The sequence below is a fragment of the Streptomyces sp. NPDC006552 genome, assembly GCF_040611655.1.
Lineage (GTDB): Bacteria > Actinomycetota > Actinomycetes > Streptomycetales > Streptomycetaceae > Streptomyces.
In genome coordinates, this window is sequence record NZ_JBEXOS010000046.1 from 14,843 (window position 1) to 32,481 (window position 17,639).

The 17,639-nt window shown below is 73.3% G+C and carries 11 protein-coding genes; 10 read left to right on the forward strand and 1 reads right to left on the reverse strand.

The annotated features are described in order from the left end of the window. Positions 1 to 74 precede the first annotated feature (74 nt). On the forward strand, positions 75 to 401 hold the full coding sequence (locus ABZY33_RS24400; RefSeq protein WP_356493777.1) for an ATP-binding protein: 327 nt from the start codon (positions 75 to 77) through the stop codon (positions 399 to 401). A gap of 26 nt (positions 402 to 427) precedes the next feature. Here the strand turns inward: ABZY33_RS24400 and ABZY33_RS24405 are convergent, their stop codons facing one another. Beyond that, positions 428 to 2,104, reverse strand: coding sequence for a discoidin domain-containing protein (locus tag ABZY33_RS24405; RefSeq protein ID WP_356493778.1), 1,677 nt, complete (start codon positions 2,102 to 2,104; stop codon positions 428 to 430). Between the two features lie 833 nt (positions 2,105 to 2,937). Here ABZY33_RS24405 and ABZY33_RS24410 point away from each other — a divergent pair. The 9 genes from ABZY33_RS24410 (at position 2,938) to ABZY33_RS24450 (ending at position 17,639) form a co-directional block, all read left to right on the forward strand. Further along, positions 2,938 to 4,368, forward strand: a complete 1,431-nt coding sequence (locus ABZY33_RS24410; RefSeq protein ID WP_356493816.1) for a sugar transferase — start codon at positions 2,938 to 2,940, stop codon at positions 4,366 to 4,368. Between the two features lie 82 nt (positions 4,369 to 4,450). After that, positions 4,451 to 5,770 carry a nucleotide sugar dehydrogenase gene (locus ABZY33_RS24415; protein ID WP_356493779.1) on the forward strand — a complete coding sequence of 440 codons (1,320 nt, stop codon included), beginning with the start codon at positions 4,451 to 4,453 and terminating at the stop codon, positions 5,768 to 5,770. After that, entirely contained in the window at positions 5,760 to 7,025 is a 1,266-nt protein-coding gene (locus tag ABZY33_RS24420) for a glycosyltransferase family 4 protein (RefSeq protein ID WP_356493780.1), read from the forward strand. The genes ABZY33_RS24415 and ABZY33_RS24420 overlap by 11 nt, the downstream gene beginning before the upstream one ends. Continuing rightward, on the forward strand, positions 7,022 to 8,419 hold the full coding sequence (locus tag ABZY33_RS24425; protein WP_356493781.1) for a polysaccharide biosynthesis protein: 1,398 nt from the start codon (positions 7,022 to 7,024) through the stop codon (positions 8,417 to 8,419). Before ABZY33_RS24420 ends, ABZY33_RS24425 begins: the two co-directional genes overlap by 4 nt. Continuing rightward, positions 8,416 to 9,927, forward strand: coding sequence for a Wzz/FepE/Etk N-terminal domain-containing protein (locus ABZY33_RS24430; RefSeq protein WP_356493782.1), 1,512 nt, complete (start codon positions 8,416 to 8,418; stop codon positions 9,925 to 9,927). The genes ABZY33_RS24425 and ABZY33_RS24430 overlap by 4 nt, the downstream gene beginning before the upstream one ends. A 3-nt stretch (positions 9,928 to 9,930) precedes the next feature. Continuing rightward, positions 9,931 to 11,859, forward strand: coding sequence for an asparagine synthase (glutamine-hydrolyzing) (asnB, locus tag ABZY33_RS24435; protein ID WP_356493783.1), 1,929 nt, complete (start codon positions 9,931 to 9,933; stop codon positions 11,857 to 11,859). 70 nt (positions 11,860 to 11,929) lie between these two features. Next, the gene (locus tag ABZY33_RS24440; protein WP_356493784.1) at positions 11,930 to 14,116 is read left to right on the forward strand and encodes a bi-domain-containing oxidoreductase; all 2,187 of its coding nucleotides are present in this window, start codon (positions 11,930 to 11,932) and stop codon (positions 14,114 to 14,116) included. Beyond that, positions 14,113 to 16,110 (forward strand): alginate lyase family protein, encoded by a 1,998-nt coding sequence (locus ABZY33_RS24445; protein WP_356493785.1) that lies wholly within the window; start codon positions 14,113 to 14,115, stop codon positions 16,108 to 16,110. Before ABZY33_RS24440 ends, ABZY33_RS24445 begins: the two co-directional genes overlap by 4 nt. Continuing rightward, positions 16,107 to 17,639: a right-handed parallel beta-helix repeat-containing protein gene (locus ABZY33_RS24450; protein WP_356493786.1), complete on the forward strand. Its 1,533-nt coding sequence runs from the start codon at positions 16,107 to 16,109 to the stop codon at positions 17,637 to 17,639. Before ABZY33_RS24445 ends, ABZY33_RS24450 begins: the two co-directional genes overlap by 4 nt.

A 17,639-nucleotide genomic window follows, 5' to 3' on the forward strand; every position in this document is an offset into this window, starting at 1 on the left:
CTGTGGGTGCTCAGGAGGCATCTCACACGGAGCGCTTCACGTGCTCGCAGGCTCGGACCGACACGAGCAGGGTCGTGAACGCGCTGAGTGCGGAGCTCACTGCCGGGCAGACGCGCCGGCTGCGTGAGGACGCGCTGCTGATCGCCAGCGAACTCGCGTCGAACGCGCTGCGGCACGGCGGAGGCATCACCCGGTTCCGCGCCCGGGTCCAGGACGGCGCCCTGCTGGTGGAGGTCAGCGACCCCAGCCCCCGGGCGCCGCAGCTGAGGCCGCACGATCCCACCGTGCCCGGGGGGTTCGGCTGGATGATGGTGAACAACCTGGCGCACACGGTCACCGTCGAGACCGACGGCCGGGGCAAGACGATACGCGCGGCCCTGGACGTGGGCTCCTACCGATGACGGTGCGGCGGCCCGAGGTCGCGCGCTCACGCGTCGGAGCGGACCTCCACCGCCGACAACTGTCCTGCGGGCCAGCCCGTGTTGGCGGTGAACCGCAGCCGTAGGTAGCGGACCGTGGGGGCGGGCAGGGACAGCGTCACGGTGTTGTCCGTCGCCGGGTCGAAGGGGTACTCCGCGGCGGCGAGCACCGTGGTGAAGTCGGCGCCGTTCGTGCTGCCGAGCACCGACAGGGTCTGGGTGCGCCGGGACCAGGCCGGGTCGGGCGGCAGGGACAGCACGAGGCGGCGGAGCGTCGTCGCGGCACCGAGGTCGACCTGGAACCACTGCGGGAAGGCGTTGTTGCGGCTCTCCCAGTACGTGCGGGGGTCACCGTCCACCGCGTTGCCCGGCGCGTAGAGCTGGGTGGAGCCGGAGGCGGTGGCCGGCCGGCGCAGGGCGAGGTCGCCCGCGGCCGGCGGAGTGGTGCCCGGCATCGGCGGGGTCGGCCGGACCGGGGTGAGCGGCAGCTGGCCCTTGAGCATCCGGCCGCCGTCCCCGGTGAGGCGCAGGTAGTAGTCGGCGGAGCAGGCGGTGCCGTCCTCGTCCAGGCCCAGGAAGCCGGAGTTCGCGGGGACGTGGGCCGCGCTCTCGGCCGTCTTGGCGATCTGGTTGCCCTCGTTGTACTCGTCGAACATGGAGATGTAGATGCCCTGGGCGCCGAGGCGGACCATGTTGTAGAACTGGCGCCACATGAAGTCGCCGTGGACGCGCTGGCGCGACTGGACGTCGCCGGGCAGGACACAGGGCTGGTAGTCGATGCCGTGGGCGGCGCAGTGGGCCTGGTCCGGGGTGTTGACGTCGGTGTGAAAGCGGTCGGTGTCCGCCACAGTGCCGATCCGGCCCACCATCCAGGGCGAGAGCATGTCGAAGGCGTGGTAGACGTCGAGATAGCCCGGCCGGGAGTCCTCGATGCCGGAGCGCCAGTGGGTGGGCACGCCGCCCATCACGTAACAGCCCTGCGCCTTGAACCAGTTGACGACCTCCAGGCAGTCGGCGGCCGGCCACGCCTTGTCGGGCTCGTTGAAGCCGAAGCCCCAGATCCCGACGACGGGTCTGCCGTTCTGGACGGCGTAGGCGGGGGACGCGGTGTGGGCGCGCATCTTCTGCGTCCAGTCGGCGGGCAGTTCGGTGCGCATGTTCGTCCAGCCGGTGGCGTCGTACATGAGGTAGAACTTCCGGCCGTGGCTCTCGGCCGCGCTGCGTACTTTGGCGGCCATGGCGTCGCGCGTGGCGCCCTCGGAGCTGTTGGGGTTGAAGCGCTGGAGTGCGACGGTGTCGATGGCGTTCTCCCGCAGCCACCGCATATGGGTGTCGACGGTCTGCTGGTCGTACGAGGAGAAGAGGGTGGCGGGCGAGCCGTCGCCGAGGTCGGCGTAGGCCGTGCGGTAACCGCTGGTGTAGTCGCGCATGTCGGGCCAGCTGCGGATGGCGTTGTTGGCGGGCGCGGGCGGCCGGCCCCAGTCGCCGCTCCAGTGCCACCAGCCGTCGATGGGTGCCGCATCGCCCTGGCAGGCGAACCAGCCCTGGTAGCCGACGGTGACGCGGCCGACGACGTCGCCGGGCGGGGACGCGGCCGTCGCGGGGCTCGCCGTCGGGAGCCCGGCTGCGGCGACCGCGCCGCCCGCGAGCGCGGACTTGAGGACATTGCGCCGTGACAGGGTCATGGGTCCCTCGCCTTTCGTGGGGGGCGGGTGCATGACAACCTTGCGGGCCCACTGCGAGGTATTCAAGATAGATGAGCGCAAAATAACGACCGACCGACTCAAATTCCTTACCTGGCCCCCGAGTTGGGCACCACACGCGGCACCGGCCGTCCGGTCCGGGGCGGCAGGGTACGCCGGAGCACCGTCCGCACCGGGGGCGCATACGCGAATCGGATGCGCCCCCTCCGCCCCCGCTGGAACGCCCATTCGACTGCCGTCTCCAGAGCCCCAGAAAACCCCCGTTCTCCCAGGTCACCCGGCATGTGACCGGCCAGAGCCCCGGGGCGCGGCGAGGGGGTTACCGGCAGTGCTTCGAATCTTCAGCACAAATTGCACACATCCCTCTCTCCAACCGGGGGCCGATGGTCTAGATTGACCGTGCTTCAGCCGTTCGACGACGGAGCGACCGCTATCGAGATACAGGTCCGGCCTCAGGGGAAAGCCAGCGTTATCTCCCCCCGCCGGCCGTGGGGGTGATCGATGTTCGGGGCCTGACCAGCTCCGAGTGCGGGGAGCACCCGGGGTGGCGCCAGGTGTCCGCGGAGTACACCGGGCCGCCCGGACGGCGGGTCCGTCGCCGCCTCAGGGCGGTGCGCACAGCGCTGTAGGAGCCGGCAGGTCCGGTCTGGGGGCGAGGCCCCCGATGGGGAGGACAGCGCGACTCGGGAGTGGGGACTTCCCGAGGGAGAGAGCAGCGCGACACGGGGGGCGGTGCTTCCCGTGCGACCACTGAGACCTGGGGGGGTCCTGTGCAGGGGGAATTAGTCGACCCGTTTTCGTCGGCGCGCGGGGGTCTGGCGAGTGCGACGCTCAGCCGTCCGGCAAGCGACTGGGAACAGCGGTACCGCCGCACCGTGATCACCGCCGACACGGTGACCACCGCCGTCGTGGTGACCTCGATCGGCAGCTTCTTCGGAGCGCGGGACGCGGCCAACTGGCACGAGAAGTGGACCATCCTCGCCTTCGGCACCGAGCTGCTGGTGCTGGCCGCCCTCGCGGTGAGCCGGTCCTGGGCACCCGCCGTGCTCGGCCAGGGGGCCGAGGAGTTCCGCCGGCTCGGCCGCTCGCTGTTCACGGCGGCCGTCGTGCTGGCACTCGGCGGAATCGCGCTCACCTCACGGAACATCAAACTCTGGATATTCGTCGCGCTGCCGGCGATCGCGCTCACCACCATGACCGCGCGGTACCTGCTGCGCCTGCGGCTGCACAAGCAGCGCAAGGAAGGACAGTGCCTGCGGCCGGTGCTCGCCGCCGGAAGCGTGGAGACCGTGCGCGACCTGATCAGCCGGGCCCGCAAGTTCCCGCACCTGGGCTGGCGGGTGGACGCGGTCTGCACCACGGACGGCCTCGCCCCCGACGGCGACCAGCTGTACGGGGTGCCGGTCGTCGGGCCGCTGGCGGACGTCGCCAGCCACGTACAGCGCGACGGCTACCGGGTCGTCGCGGTCACCCCGGACCCGCACTGGTCGCCGGAGACCTTGCAGCGACTGGCCTGGAACCTGGAGGGCAGCGACGCCGAGATGGTCGTCGCGCCGGTCCTCATGGAGGTCGCGGGGCCCCGGCTGCACGTCGACGCGGTCCTCGGGATACCCCTGCTGCGGGTCAGCATGCCGACCTTCACCGGGGGCCGCCGGGCCGTCAAGGGGATCGTCGACCGGCTGGGAGCGGCGTTCCTGCTGCTGTTCTTCGCCCCGCTCATGGTCACCGTCGCGGTGCTCGTGATGGTGGACAGCCGGGGCGGAGCGCTCTACAGCCAGCGCCGGGTCGGCAAGGACGGCCACGAGTTCACCATCTACAAGTTCCGCACCATGGTCACCGGCGCCCACCGGGCCCGCGCCGGCCTGGCCGACGTGAACGAGGGCGCGGGGCTGCTCTTCAAGCTCCGCCGCGACCCGCGGGTGACCCGGGTGGGAGCGGTGCTGCGCCGCTACTCGATCGACGAACTCCCGCAGCTGTTCAACGTGTTGACCGGATCGATGTCGCTCGTCGGCCCGAGACCTCCGCTGCCGGAGGAGTCCGCCGCGTACGGTCCGGACATCCGGCGCCGCCTGCTGGTCAAGCCCGGCCTCACCGGCCTGTGGCAGATCAGCGGCCGCAGCGACCTGCCGTGGGACGAGGCGGTCCGCCTCGATCTGCGGTACGTGGAGGACTGGTCGCTCGCCCTGGACACGGTGATCTTGTGGAAGACACTGCGTGCGGTGGTCTACGGGCAGGGGGCGTACTGATGCGCGGGGGGCGGCGGGCCGACCGGTCCGCCGGCGCGGGGACCGCAGGCCGTGAGGGCCTGCCTGGGGGGAGGAACGGGTCATGAGAGTCAGCGTGTTCGGGCTCGGCTACGTGGGCTGCGTGTCGGCCGCGTGCCTGGCCGGCATGGGGCACGAGGTCATCGGGGTGGACGTGAACCAGGTCAAGGTCGACCTGGTCAACGACGGCAAGGCCCCGGTGGTCGAGGAGCGCATCGGCGAGCTCATCGCCGAGGTCGTGGGGACCGGCGCGCTGCGCGCCACCGCCGACGTCCGGGAGGCGGTCCTGGGCAGCGAGGTGTCGCTGATCTGCGTCGGCACGCCCTCGGAGGCCAACGGCAGTCTGTGCACCACCTATCTGGAGCGGGTCACCGAGCAGATCGGTGCCGTGCTCGCCGAGCGGGGCGGACGGCACACCGTCGTCTTCCGCAGCACCATGCTGCCGGGCACCTGCCTGAACCTGCTGGTGCCGATCCTGGAGAAGCACGTCGGCGGGATGGCCGGCGCCGACGTCGGGGTCGCGGTCAACCCGGAGTTCCTGCGCGAGGGCACGAGCGTGCGGGACTTCTTCGACCCGCCCAAGACCGTCATCGGCGAACTCGACCCGGCCAGCGGCGACGTGGTCGCGGCCCTGTACGAGACGCTGCCCGGCGAGGTGTTCCGGGTGCCGGTGCCGACGGCCGAGGCGATCAAGTACGCGGACAACGCGTTCCACGGCCTGAAAATCGGCTTCGCCAACGAGCTGGGCGCGGTGTGCCAGGCGCTCGGCGTCGACTCGCACCAGGTGATCGACGTCTTCCTCGCCGACCGCAAGCTGAACATCAGCCCCGCCTATCTGCGCCCCGGCTTCGCCTTCGGCGGCTCCTGCCTGCCCAAGGACCTGCGCAGCCTGGTCCACGCGGCGCAGCGGGCCGACGTGTCGGTGCCCATCCTCTCCCACGTCCTGCCCTCCAACTCCGCCCATCTGCAACGGGCGGTGGAGCTGGTGGAGCGCTCGGGCCGGCGCCGGGTGGGCCTGTTCGGCCTCTCCTTCAAACCCGGCACCGACGACCTGCGCGAGAGCCCGCTGGTGGAGCTGGCGGAGCGCCTCTTCGGCAAGGGCTACGACCTGAAGATCTACGACGCCAACGTGAGCCTGTCCCGGCTGCTCGGCGCCAACCGCGAGTACATCGAGAACCGGCTGCCGCACCTCGCGCAGCTGCTCGCGGACTCCGTCGGCGAAGTGCTCACTCACGCCGAGGTGTGCCTGGTCGGGACCAAGGACCCGGCCGTGCTCGCGGCCCTGCCCCACGGCCACGACGGCCCGGAACTGATCGATCTCATCCGCCTTCCCGACGCCGAGACGCGCCGGACCGAACCGGGGTACGTGGGCCTTGCCTGGTGAAACGAAGCACGAGAACGGGACCGGCGGGCGCGCGCTGGTCCTGGTGGAGAACCTGTCGGTGCCGTTCGACCGGCGCGTGTGGCAGGAGTGCACGACGCTGCGGGACGCGGGCTGGGAGGTCCACGTCATCTGCCCCCGGGGCAGCAAGCGGGACACGGAGGCGGAGGCCGAGATCGACGGGGTGCGCATCCACCGCTACCCGTTGCGCGCGGCCACCGGAGGACCCGCCGGCTACCTGCGGGAGTACGGGGCGGCGCTGTGGCACACGGCGCGGCTCGCCCGCAAGGTCGGCCCGGTCCACGTCGTCCACGCCTGCAACCCGCCGGACCTGCTCTTCCTGCCGGCGCTGCGGCTCAAGCGGCTCGGCGCGCGGTTCGTCTTCGACCAGCACGACCTGGTGCCCGAGCTGTACCTGTCCCGGTTCGACCGGGGCGAGGACCTGCTCTACCGCGGAGTGCGCGCGCTTGAACGGCTGACCTACCGCGCCGCGGACATCGTGCTCGCCACGAACGAGAGCTACCGGGACGTCGCGGTGGGCCGGGGCGGCAAGCGACCCGAGGACGTCTTCGTGGTGCGCAGCGCGCCGCAGACCGACCGCTTCCAACCGGTGCCCGCCGAGCCCGAGTTGCGGCGCGGCAAGCCCCATCTGCTGTGCTACCTCGGCGTGATGGGCCCCCAGGACGGGGTGGACTACGCCCTGCGGGCACTCGCCGAGCTGCGTGACGGGATCGGGCGCGACGACTGGCACGCGGTCTTCGTCGGCTCCGGTGACGCCCACGACGCGATGGTGGAGCTGGCGGGGCGGCTCGGGCTCGCCGGGCAGGTGGAGTTCACCGGCCGCATCCCGGACGCCGATCTGGTGCGCTATCTGTCCACCGCGGACGTGTGCCTCTCCCCCGACCCGCGCAATCCGCTCAACGACGTGTCGACCATGAACAAGGTCCTGGAGTACATGGCGATGGGCCGGCCGATCGTCTCGTTCGACCTGCGGGAGGCGCGCGTCTCCGCCGGGGACGCCGCCGTCTACGCGCCCGCCAATGACGAGGCGGCGTTCGCGGGGCTCATCGCGCAGCTCCTCGACGACCCGGCGAAGCGGGCCGAGATGGGCAAGATCGGCCAGGAGCGGATCGGCGGGCAGCTGTCCTGGCGCAACTCCCAGGAGTCGCTGCTCGCCGCCTACACCGCCGCGTGCCGGGGCCGTGTCCCGGTGCCGGCGGGCGACCTCATACGGACCGGGAAGAGGCCGCGGCGTTGAGTGACGACACCATCCGCCTGGCCACGGTCGGGCGGATTCTCCACCGGCGCCGACGGCTGCTCGCCGTCCTCGTCGTGGTGGGCGCGCTCGTCGGGTACGGCGCTTCGCTGCTGTTCCCGCCGAGCTACACGACCACCGCCTCCGTGCTGCTCCCGGGGCAGTGGGAGGAGCGCGAACTGCTCACCCAGGCGGAGATCGCGACCAGTTCACAGGTGCTCGACCGCACCGCCGCCGCGCTGCGGTGGTCCGGTGTCGACGGGCCCGGCCTGCGCGACCGGGTGAGCGTCGCACCGGCGGACGGGAACATCATCAAGATTTCGGGCACGGCCGCCACGCCGGCGCGGGCGCAACAGCTCGCCGACCGCATGGCCCAGCAGTTCGTCGACTACGCCGCCCGGCTCGCGGGCGACGACCCCGGCCCCGAGGCGGCGGCGGGGCCCGAGACGCTGCGCAAGCAGGTCGCGCAGACCAACCGCCGGATCAGCGAGCTGGCCGACGCCGCCGATCCCGGGCGGACCGTGGAGAGCGTGCAGGCCCGCACCGAGCTGGAGAAGCTGCGCACCGCGCTCCAGGAGTCCCTGCGCAAGCTGGAGCAGGCCGACCCGGCGACCGACAGGGCCACCATGGTCGTCATGGGCCCCTCGGCGCGGCCCACGGGCCAGGCGCCGCCGACGCGGACACAGCTCGTCGCCGGCGGGGCGCTGGTCTTCCTGCTGCTCGCGGTCGTCGGCCATCTCGCCGCGGCGCGGGTCGACCGCCGCCCGCGGACCGGTCCGGAGATCGCCGCCGCGCTCGGCTCGGAGCTGCTCGGCACCGTCGACGTGCCCGGGGAGCGGCGTACGCCCCGGCCGCGGGAGCACGGCGCGCGCAGCCGCCTGCGCCGGCTCCTCGGCGCCGACACGCGGTGGGACCTGCCGACGCCGCGGGTCAGCGGCGACGAGGGCAGCCGCCGGGTCCGCTACCGCCGGGTGTGCGTGCGACTGCGTACCCAACTGCCCGCCGCACGAGGCTTTCTGGTCGTCGTCCCGGAGGGGGACGAGATCGCCCGCCGGGCGGCCGGGCAGCTCGTCTCCGAGGCCGCGGGCGATCCGTCCGGCACCTCCACGGGACGGGGGTACCCCGCGCTGCGGGTGGCGGAGGTCTCCACCGAGCAACCGCTGGTGCCCGACCGCGAGCTGGAGTCCGGCGCCCTGGTCGTGCTCAGCGCCGGCAACTGGACCACGGGGGAACTCTCCGGGGTCGCCGAGGCCTGCGCGGACGCGGGGCACGACGTCGTCGGCGTCGTCGTCGCCGACCCGGTCCGGGCCCGGCCGGCCCCCGCCGCCGTCCCGGCGCCGCGCCGCGCCCGGACCGCCGTATCGGTGGGCGACGACGCGAGGGGAGGCCGGGTATGACGACGGACAGGACCGCCGCGAACGCCCCGCTCCTCGACCTGCACGCGCTCGTGGTGGCGGTGCGCAGGCGGCGCCGCCTGTGGGGCTGCCTGGCGCTGCTGGGGCTGCTGGTCGGCCCGGCGGTGGCGGTCCTGCTGCCGCCCGCGCCGACCGCGGTGACCACGGTGCTGGTCGCGCACAAGGAGGACCAGCCGAACGACACCGGCACGCTCATCCGGACCGACGTCGAGCTGCTGGGCACCACGCGGATCGCCGGCAAGGCCCTGAAGGCCCTCGGCTCCGCGGACAGACCCGAGGACTTCCTGCGGGACTACCGCGGCACCGGCGTGACCAACAACCTGCTGCGGATCGAGGTGACGGGCGACAGCGACGCGCAGGCGGTGGCCCGGGCCAAGGCGGTGGCGGACGCGTTCGTCGCGGACCACGTGCAGCGGATGTGGGACACGGCGAAGGCCGAGTCCAAGGCCCTGCTGGACCAGCGTGACCGCATGCGGGAGGAGCTCGCCAAGGTCAACACGGAGATCGGCGGCCGCTCCCCGGAGAGCGACCCGGCCGCGGCGGCGGGCATCGAGACCCTCTTCTCCCGCCGGGCCGAACTCACCTCGCGCATCGCCGACTTCGACCAGCGCTCCGAAGAGGCGCGGGTCGGCACGCCCCAGCTGATCGCGGGCACCCAGATCGTGGACGCCCCGCGCGCGCTGCGGCACTCCCTGGCGAAGGCCGCCGCGACCGACGCCGCGATCGGGCTCGTCCTCGGGCTCGTCCTCGGGCTCGCGCTGGCCGCGGTCGGCGCGGTGGTGGCGGACCGGCCCGTGCTGCGCCGGGACATCGCCGCGAACCTGGGCGCCTCGGTCATCGCGGAGCTGCCGCACCGGCCGGGCCGGTGGTGGCACCGCCGCCGGACCCGGGCGGCGCGCGACCGGCTGGCGCTGACCCTGGCCCGTACCGCGCGCGGCTCCGCGGAACCGCTGTCGCTGCTGGAACTCGGCTGCGCGCGCGACACCGGCGCGCTCGCCCTCGACGTCGCCAGAGTGCTGGGGGCCGACGGTCCGGTGACCGTCGTCGACGGCCTGCCGGGCCCGCAGCTCGCCGCGCGCGCGACGGGACCGGGCGACCCGGAGGTGGTCAGCGGTGAGCCCGGCGCGGTCCGCTCCCCGCGGGAGCGGCGGCTCGGTGTCGGCTCGGTCGCGCCCGGGACGGCCTGGACCGACCTTCAGTACCTCGGCGCGCGGACCGTGCTCGTCGTCCGGGCCGGGCACGCCGGCGCGGCCTGGCTGCACACCGTGGCACGGCAGCTCGCGGACCAGCGCATCCCGGTGGTCGGCGTGGTGCTGATCGACCCCGACCCGCGCGACCGGACCGACGGCACGCTGTGGGACGGGCTGAACATGGCGCTGCGGGGACACGGCGAGCGAACGGCCCCCGCGGGCGGTCCGGGCAGGCGGCGGCCGGAGCGGGAGCCGATCGGGGCCGCACGGGTCCGGGACAACGAGCAGGAGGCGCGGTAGCTCATGTGTGGCATCGCAGGCACGTACCGATGGCCGGACGGGAAGGCCGTGACCGACCGGCTCACCGAGATCCTGGCCCACCGCGGCCCGGACGGGTCGGGCCGGTACGGGCACCGGCTCGGTGACGGCGAGGTGCACCTAGGGCACCGCCGGCTCTCCATCATCGACCTGTCCGGGACCGGCGCCCAGCCGATGGTCTCGGACGGTCTCGCGCTCACGTACAACGGCGAGCTGTACAACGCGCCGGAACTCCGCGCCGAACTGGCCGCCGCCGGAGTGCGCTTCCGGGGCACCTCCGACACCGAGGTGGTGCTGGAGGCCTGGCGGCGGTGGGGCACGGAGTGCCTGCCCCGGCTGCGCGGCATGTTCGCGTTCGGGATCTTCGACGAGCGGACCGGAGAACTGGTGCTGGCGCGCGACCAGTTGGGCATCAAGCCGCTGTTCCTGCTGCGGCGCGGCGGCGGCCTGATGTTCGCGTCCGAGCTGAAGGCGCTCGCCGCGGTGAACGGCGGCTCGCTCGACGTCGACCCCGCGGCGCTCGTGGCGTCGCTGCTCTACTACTGGGTCCCGGACTCGCGGTGCGCGTTCCGCGAGGCGGAGAAGCTGCCGCCGGGGAGCTGGCTGCGGTGTCTGCCCGACGGGCGGGTCGAGCGCGGCCGGTACTGGGACCTGAAGGCCGTCGCCGCCGAGGGTCAGGAGCGGGCCCGCCAGGGCGAACAGCCGGACCTGGCGGCGGTCGTGGCGGAGTCGACCCGGCGCCACCTGCTCTCCGACGTCCCCGTGGCCACCTTCCTCTCCGGCGGCCTCGACTCCAGCTGGCTGACCGCGCTGGCCGCCCGGCACCGGCCGGGCATCTCCGCGTACACGATCGGGTTCCGCGCCGAGGACGCCCGGTTCGAGGCGATGCCCGACGACCTGCGCTACGCCCGGCAGGTGGCCGAGCGGTTCGGGGTGGATCTGCGCGAGATCGAGATCGCCCCCGACGTGCTCGACCTGCTGCCGCGGATGACCGAGCACCTGGACGAGCCGATCGGCGACCCGGCCGCGATCAACACGTTCCTGATCTGCTCGGCCGCCCGGGAGGCCGGGGTCAAGGTGATGCTCTCTGGGATGGGCGCCGACGAACTGTTCGCCGGGTACCGCAAGCACCTGGCCAACCTGCTGGCGCTGCGCTACCAGCGGGTGCCGCGGCCCGTGCGGCGCGGCCTGCACCGGGCCGTGGACCGGCTGCCGGTGGCGACGAGCCGCCGCGGCTACCGCTCGGTGCGGTTCGCCAAGCGGTTCCTGTCCTTCGCCGAACTGCCGGAGGAGACCGCGTTCCGGCGCAGCTACACCATGTACGACCGGGGGGAACTGCTCGCGCTCGTCGATCCCGACCTGGCCGGGACGGTCGACGACGTGCTGGGCGAGCACGCGGACGTCTACCACGACAACGAGCTGGACGACTTCGTCAACCGTATGTGCCTGGGCGACGCCCGGATGTTCCTGCCGGGGCTGAACCTCGCGTACACGGACCGCTCCAGCATGGCCGCGTCGACCGAGGTGCGGGTGCCGTACGTGGACGTGGAGGTGGTGAAGGCGGCGTTCGCCGTGCCCGGCGACCGCAAGATCGTCGGCCGGCAGGGCAAGGCCGCGCTCAAGGAGGCGGCCACCTCGATCCTGCCCCGGGAGATCGTGTACCGGCCCAAGGGCCTCTTCAGCGCTCCGCTGCGGGCCTGGATGAGCCGGGACCTGGCGCCGCTGGTGCGTGAGGTGGTGCAGGACGGTGTGCTCGTCAACTCCGGGTTCCTGCGCCGGGACGCGCTGGCGCGGATGGTCGCGCAGGACGCGGCCGGGCAGCGGGACTTCTCCAAGCATCTGTGGCATGTGCTGACGCTCGAGTACTGGTACCGCGGCGCGACCGCCGGCGCCGGCCGGAGCGGGGCGGCCTGAGCGCGTGGACGGTGTGAACGGCATGGCCGGCGTAGAAGGCGCTGACGGTGTGGACTCAAGAGGAGCTCGGGTGAAACAGGTTGTGCAGAACTACAAGAGCGGCGAACTGGCGCTGCTCGACGTCCCGGCGCCGGGGTGCAAGCCGGGCGGCGTCCTGGTGCGCAGCGCCTTCTCGCTGATCTCCACCGGGACCGAGCTGATGAAGGTGTCCGAGGCCGGCATGTCGATGGTGGGCAAGGCCCGCTCGCGCCCCGACCAGGTCGCCAAGGTGATGCAGAGCGTGGCCACGAACGGGGTGCCCGCCACCTACCGCAAGGTGATGGGCAAGCTCGACTCCTACACGCCGCTGGGGTACTCGCTGTGCGGCGTGGTCGAGCAGGTGGGCGCCGGCGTGGACGATGTGAAGGTCGGTGACCTGGTGGCCTGCGCCGGCAACGAGCACGCGTTGCACGCCGAGCTGAACTGGGTGCCGACGAACCTCTACGCCCCGGTGCCGGACGGCCTCGCGCCGCGCCACGCGGCCTTCGGGACCGTCGGGTCGATCGCGATGCAGGGCGTCCGCCAGGGTGACCCGCGGCTCGGCGAGGTGGCGCTGGTCATCGGCCTCGGGCTGATCGGACAGCTCGTCGTGCAGCTCCTGACGGCCTCGGGGGTCCGGGTGGTCGGGGCCGACCCGGATCCGGCACGCTGCGAACTCGCCGCGCGGCTGGGTGCTGTGGCCTGCGGCGACCCCGCGTCCACGGCCGTCAAGGCGGCCGTCGTCGAGCTGACCGACGGCCACGGCGTGGACCAGGTGTATCTGGCCGCGGGCGGTGGCAGCAACCAGCCGGTGGAGCTGGCGGCCGAGCTGAGCCGGGACCGCGGCCGGGTCGTCGACATCGGCAAGTGCAGCCTGGACCTGCCGTGGAACGCGTACTACGAGAAAGAGCTGGACGTCCGCTTCTCGCGCTCCTACGGCCCCGGGCGCTACGACCCGGAGTACGAGCTGGAGGGCCGCGACTACCCGATCGGCTATGTGCGCTGGACCGAGCGCCGCAATCTGGCGTGCTTCCTCGATCTGGTCGCCCGTGGCCGCGTCGACGTGGAGCCGCTGGTCTCGCACGTCGCGGACTTCGACGACGCCGTTCAGACGTATCAGCGCCTCAAGGACGGCGAGTTGAAGGCCGTGGCGGTGCTGTTCCGCTACCCGGCGCGGCCCGGGGGGACGGAGCCCGCGCCCGCTCCGACGGTGGCGGTGCCCGCGGTGCCCGCGCGGCGGCGGCCGGTGCGGGCCACCTCCGCGCCGGTCCGCCTCGCGTTCGTCGGCGCGGGCAACTACGCGACGTCGATGCTGCTGCCGCACCTCACGGGCCGGGCGGGCGTCGAGCTGGCCACGGTCGTCACGACGACGGCGCTGTCGGCGGCCAACGCCCAGCGCAAGTTCGGCTTCGCGGAGGCGACCACCGACCTGGACGCCGTGCTCGGTGACCCGTCCGTCGACGCGGTGTTCGTGGTCACCCGCCACAGCTCGCACGCGGACCTGACCCGCAAGGCGCTCCTCGCGGGCAAGGCGGTCTTCGTGGAGAAGCCCCTCGCCCTGACCGAGGAGGAGCTGGCCGGTGTGGTGGCGGCGGTGGAGGAGTCCGGCAACGACCGGCTGCAAGTGGGCTTCAACCGCCGCTTCGCACCGCTGCTGACCGAGGCGAAGCAGCGGTTCGGCACCCGGACCGGTCCGGCGAGCCTGCGCTACCTGGTCAACGCGGGCCGCCTCCAGCAGGGCAGCTGGTACCTCCAGCAGGGCGCCGAGGGCTCCCGGTTCGCGGGCGAGGGCGGGCACTTCATCGACACGGCGAGCTGGCTGCTCGGGTCCGACCCGGTCTCGGTCTACGCGACCGCCTCCGCCGGCAACGAGGACCTGCAGATCGTCCTCGGCTACCCGGACGGCTCCACCGCCACGCTCAGCTACGTCACCACCGGCCCCGGCAGCTTCCCCAAGGAGACGCTCGACCTGGTCGCGGACGGCAAGGTGCTGCGGCTCGACGACTTCGTCCGTGCCGCCGTGTACGACGGCCGCCGCAAGCGGGTGGTCGGCTCCCGGCTGCCGCAGGCCCGGGACAAGGGCCAGAACGCCGAACTGGCCGCGTTCGTGCGGGCGGTGCGGTCCGGCGGGCCGATGCCGGTGCCGCTGGACTCGCTCGTCGCCACCACCGCGGCCACCCTCGCCGTACGGCGCGGCCTGGCCTCCGGCGCGCCGGTGACGCTGGCGGGCGCCCGATGACGGTGGACGCGACGAGCCCGGGCTGGTACCTGCGGCGGCTGTCCCGGATGGGGCCGCGGGAGATCGGCGGCCGGGCGCTCGACACGGCGCGCCGGCGCCGGTGGCACACGGCACGGCCGCAGTACCCGGACGTGACCGGCGCCCGGTTCACCGCACTGCTGCCCGCGGGGACGATCGAGGCGGTCCCCGCGGACGCCGCGGAGCGGCTCGTCGCCGCGGCGGACCGGCTGCTGGGCGGGCAGGCCGAGTTCTTCGGCGTGGTCCGCGACGACCTGGCCGATCCGGACTGGTGGTACGACCCGAGGACGGGGCGCAGGGCGCCGGCGGGGTACGCCTTCGACGTGCCCTACCGCGACGAGGAGGCGGTCGGGGACATCAAGCAGATCTGGGAGCCCTCGCGCCACCAGTACCTGACCGTCCTGGCCGCCGCCTACGCGGTCACCGGGGACGAGCGGTACGCCGAGCGCGTGGCGGCGCACCTGCGGTCGTGGTGGTCGGCCAACCCGCCGCTGCGCGGGGTGCACTGGGTCAGCGGCATCGAGCTGGGCATCCGGCTGCTGTCGTGGGTGTGGGTGCGCCGGCTGCTGGACGGCTGGCCAGGGGCGGCGGCGCTCTTCGAGTCCAATCCGGTGGCGCTGCGCCAGATCTGGCACCACCAGCGGTGGCTGGCCGCGTTCCCCAGCCGGGGGTCGTCGGCCAACAACCACGTCGTCGCCGAGGCCGCCGGGCAGCTCGCCGCCGCCTGCGCCTTCGACTGGTTCCCCGCCTCGCGGCGGTGGCGTGCGGACGCGCTGCGCTCCCTGGAGCGCCACCTGCGGAGCAACACCTTCCCTTCGGGCCTCAACCGCGAGCAGGCCGGTGAGTACCACGGCCTGGTCCTGGAGCTGGGCCTGGCCGCGCTGGCCGAGGCGGACGCCGCCCGCGTGCCGGTCCCGACGACGGTGCGGCTGGTCCTGCTGCGGATGACGGACGCGCTCGCGGCCGTCGTCGACGACCGGCTGCGGCCGCCGCGCCAGGGCGACGGGGACGACGGGCACGGTCTGGTCGTGGACGGGGCGGGCACCGACCGCTGGGGCTCGCTCCTGGCCACCGGCGAGGCCGTGTTCGGCCGGCTCCCCTGGTGGCCGCGGGTGACCGGCACGGACGTGCGCACCCCGCTGCTGGCCGCGCTGCTGCTGCCGTACGCCAAGACCGGGAACGTGAGCCGTCCGGCCGCCCGCCCGGCCCACTTCGCCGACGCGGGCGTGACGATCCTGCGGGGCCCCGGTGGGCTCTGGTGCCGCTGCGACGGCGGACCGCACGGTTTCCTCTCCATCGCCGCGCACGCCCACGCGGACGCGCTGTCCCTGGAGGTCCGGCACGACGGGGTCGACCTCCTCGCCGACCCGGGGACGTTCTGCTACCACGGGCAGCCCGAGTGGCGGCGGTACTTCCGCTCGACGCTCGGCCACAACACCCTGGAGCTGGACGGCCGGGACCAGTCCGTCGCCGGGGGTCCGTTCCTGTGGACGCGGCACGCCGGCAGCCGCGTCCTGACCGCGCAGCCCGGCGGCGCCCTGGACGGGGGGACGGCCCGCTGGAGCGCCGAGCACGACGGGTACGCGCCGTCCGTGCACCGCCGCCGGGTGGAGCTGACCGCCGCGCCCGAGGAGCTGCGGGTCGTCGACGAGGTGCGGGGTCCGGGCCGGCCGGTGCGGCTGGCGTTCCATCTCGGCCCGGCCGTCGCCGCGGACCTGGTGGGCAGCCGGGCCCGGCTCACCTGGATCCGGGACGGCGAGGGCCGCTCCGCGGTCCTCGACCTGCCCGCGCAGCTGAACTGGCGTGCGCACCGCGGCGAGAGCGACCCGCCGCTCGGCTGGTACTCCCCCGGCTTCGGACGCAAGGAACCCGCCACCACGCTGATCGGCACCGGTACCACCGGCCCGGCCGACGACACCGCGCGGCCCGGGGAGTTCACCACCGTACTCAGGTTCCGCGGCCAGGAGGGCGCGTGAGGATCACGTGGCGGAACTGGGCCGCGCCGTCGGCGCTGGTGTTGCTCGCGGTCGCCGGATGTACGAGCACGGGTACGCCGGACGATGCCGCGCCGGAGCCCGGTGCCTCCGCGTCCGCGGCCGGGGCGCGGCCGGCGGCCCGGGTGTGCGCCGGGCCCGCCGCCGGACCGGCGAAGCCGCCGCCGGGCGCGGTAGTGGTCGACCCCAAGAAGGTGAACGACCTGGCGGCCAAGACCCGGGAGAACCCGCCGCACACCACGTTCTGGCTCCGGCCGGGCAGGCACACGCTCGAAGCGGACCGCTACGCGCAGGTCATCCCGAAGAAGGGGGACCGCTACCTCGGTGCGCCCGGCGCGGTGCTCGACGGCCGCAAGAAGAACCAGTACGCGTTCGGCGGTGACGCCCCGGACGTCCGCGTGAGCCATCTGACCGTGCAGGGTTTCGTCGCGCCGCAGAACGAGGGCGTGGTCAACCACGGCTCCGCCGACGGCTGGGTGATCGAGGACTCGACGATCCAGTACAACTCCGGCGCCGGGCTGATGGCCGGCGCCCGCCAGCAGGTGCGCGGCAACTGCCTGCGCGGCAACGGGCAGTACGGCATGAACGCGTACAAGGACGGCGACTCCATCCGCGGCCTGGTGGTCGAGGGCAACGAGATCGTGGGCAACAACACCGGCGACTGGGAGCGGCGGCAGGAGGGCTGCGGCTGCACCGGCGGGATCAAGTTCTGGGCCGTCGACCGCGCCGACGTGCGCGGCAACTGGGTGCACGACAACCGCGGCACGGGGCTGTGGGCGGACACCAACAACAACGACTTCCGCATCCAGGACAACGTGATCGAGAAGAACGACGGTGCCGCGCTGATCTACGAGATCAGCTACAACGCGGTCATCCGGGACAACACGATCCGGCGGAACAACTGGGTGGAGGGCCGCCGGGCCGCCGAGCGCGGCGACGGCTTCCCGTTCGCGACGCTCTACCTGTCCGAGTCCGGCGGCGAGCCCCGCGTCGAGGCCCGCACGGACAAGATCGAGGTGTCCGGCAACGTCCTGGAGGACAACTGGAACGGCATCACCCTGTGGGAGGGCGCCGACCGGTTCTGCAACAGCCCGGCCAACACCTCGACCGGTGACTGCACGCTGCTGGTGAAGCGGGCGAAGTGGTGCGCGCAGCCGGCGATCGCCCGTACCCCGCTCTACGACGACTGCCGCTGGAAGACCCAGCGGGTGGACATCCACGACAACCGCTTCGCCCTCGACAAGGCGGTCGTCGACTGCACGAAGCTGTGCGACCGGATGGGGCTCCTGTCCAACTACGGCACCTACCCGGACTGGTCCCCGTACAAGGGTGAGCGGGTGGCGGAGGCGATCACCGGCAGGCAGCACAACCGCTGGCACGACAACGTCTACGTCGGCACGTGGAACTTCGTCGCGCACGACCCGAGCCGGGTGCTGGACTCCGTGCAGTGGCAGGGCACGCCGTACCAGCAGGACACGGGGAGCACCTTCGACCTGCGGGGCGGTGGTTGA

Coding starts and splice junctions, on each gene's coding strand:
- ABZY33_RS24430 (WP_356493782.1), top strand. CDS start 8,416: ATGACGACGGACAGGACCGCCGCGAACGCCCCGCTCCTCGACCTGCAC.
- ABZY33_RS24445 (WP_356493785.1), top strand. CDS start 14,113: ATGACGGTGGACGCGACGAGCCCGGGCTGGTACCTGCGGCGGCTGTCC.
- asnB (WP_356493783.1), top strand. CDS start 9,931: ATGTGTGGCATCGCAGGCACGTACCGATGGCCGGACGGGAAGGCCGTG.
- ABZY33_RS24415 (WP_356493779.1), top strand. CDS start 4,451: ATGAGAGTCAGCGTGTTCGGGCTCGGCTACGTGGGCTGCGTGTCGGCC.
- ABZY33_RS24405 (WP_356493778.1), bottom strand. CDS start 2,104: ATGACCCTGTCACGGCGCAATGTCCTCAAGTCCGCGCTCGCGGGCGGC.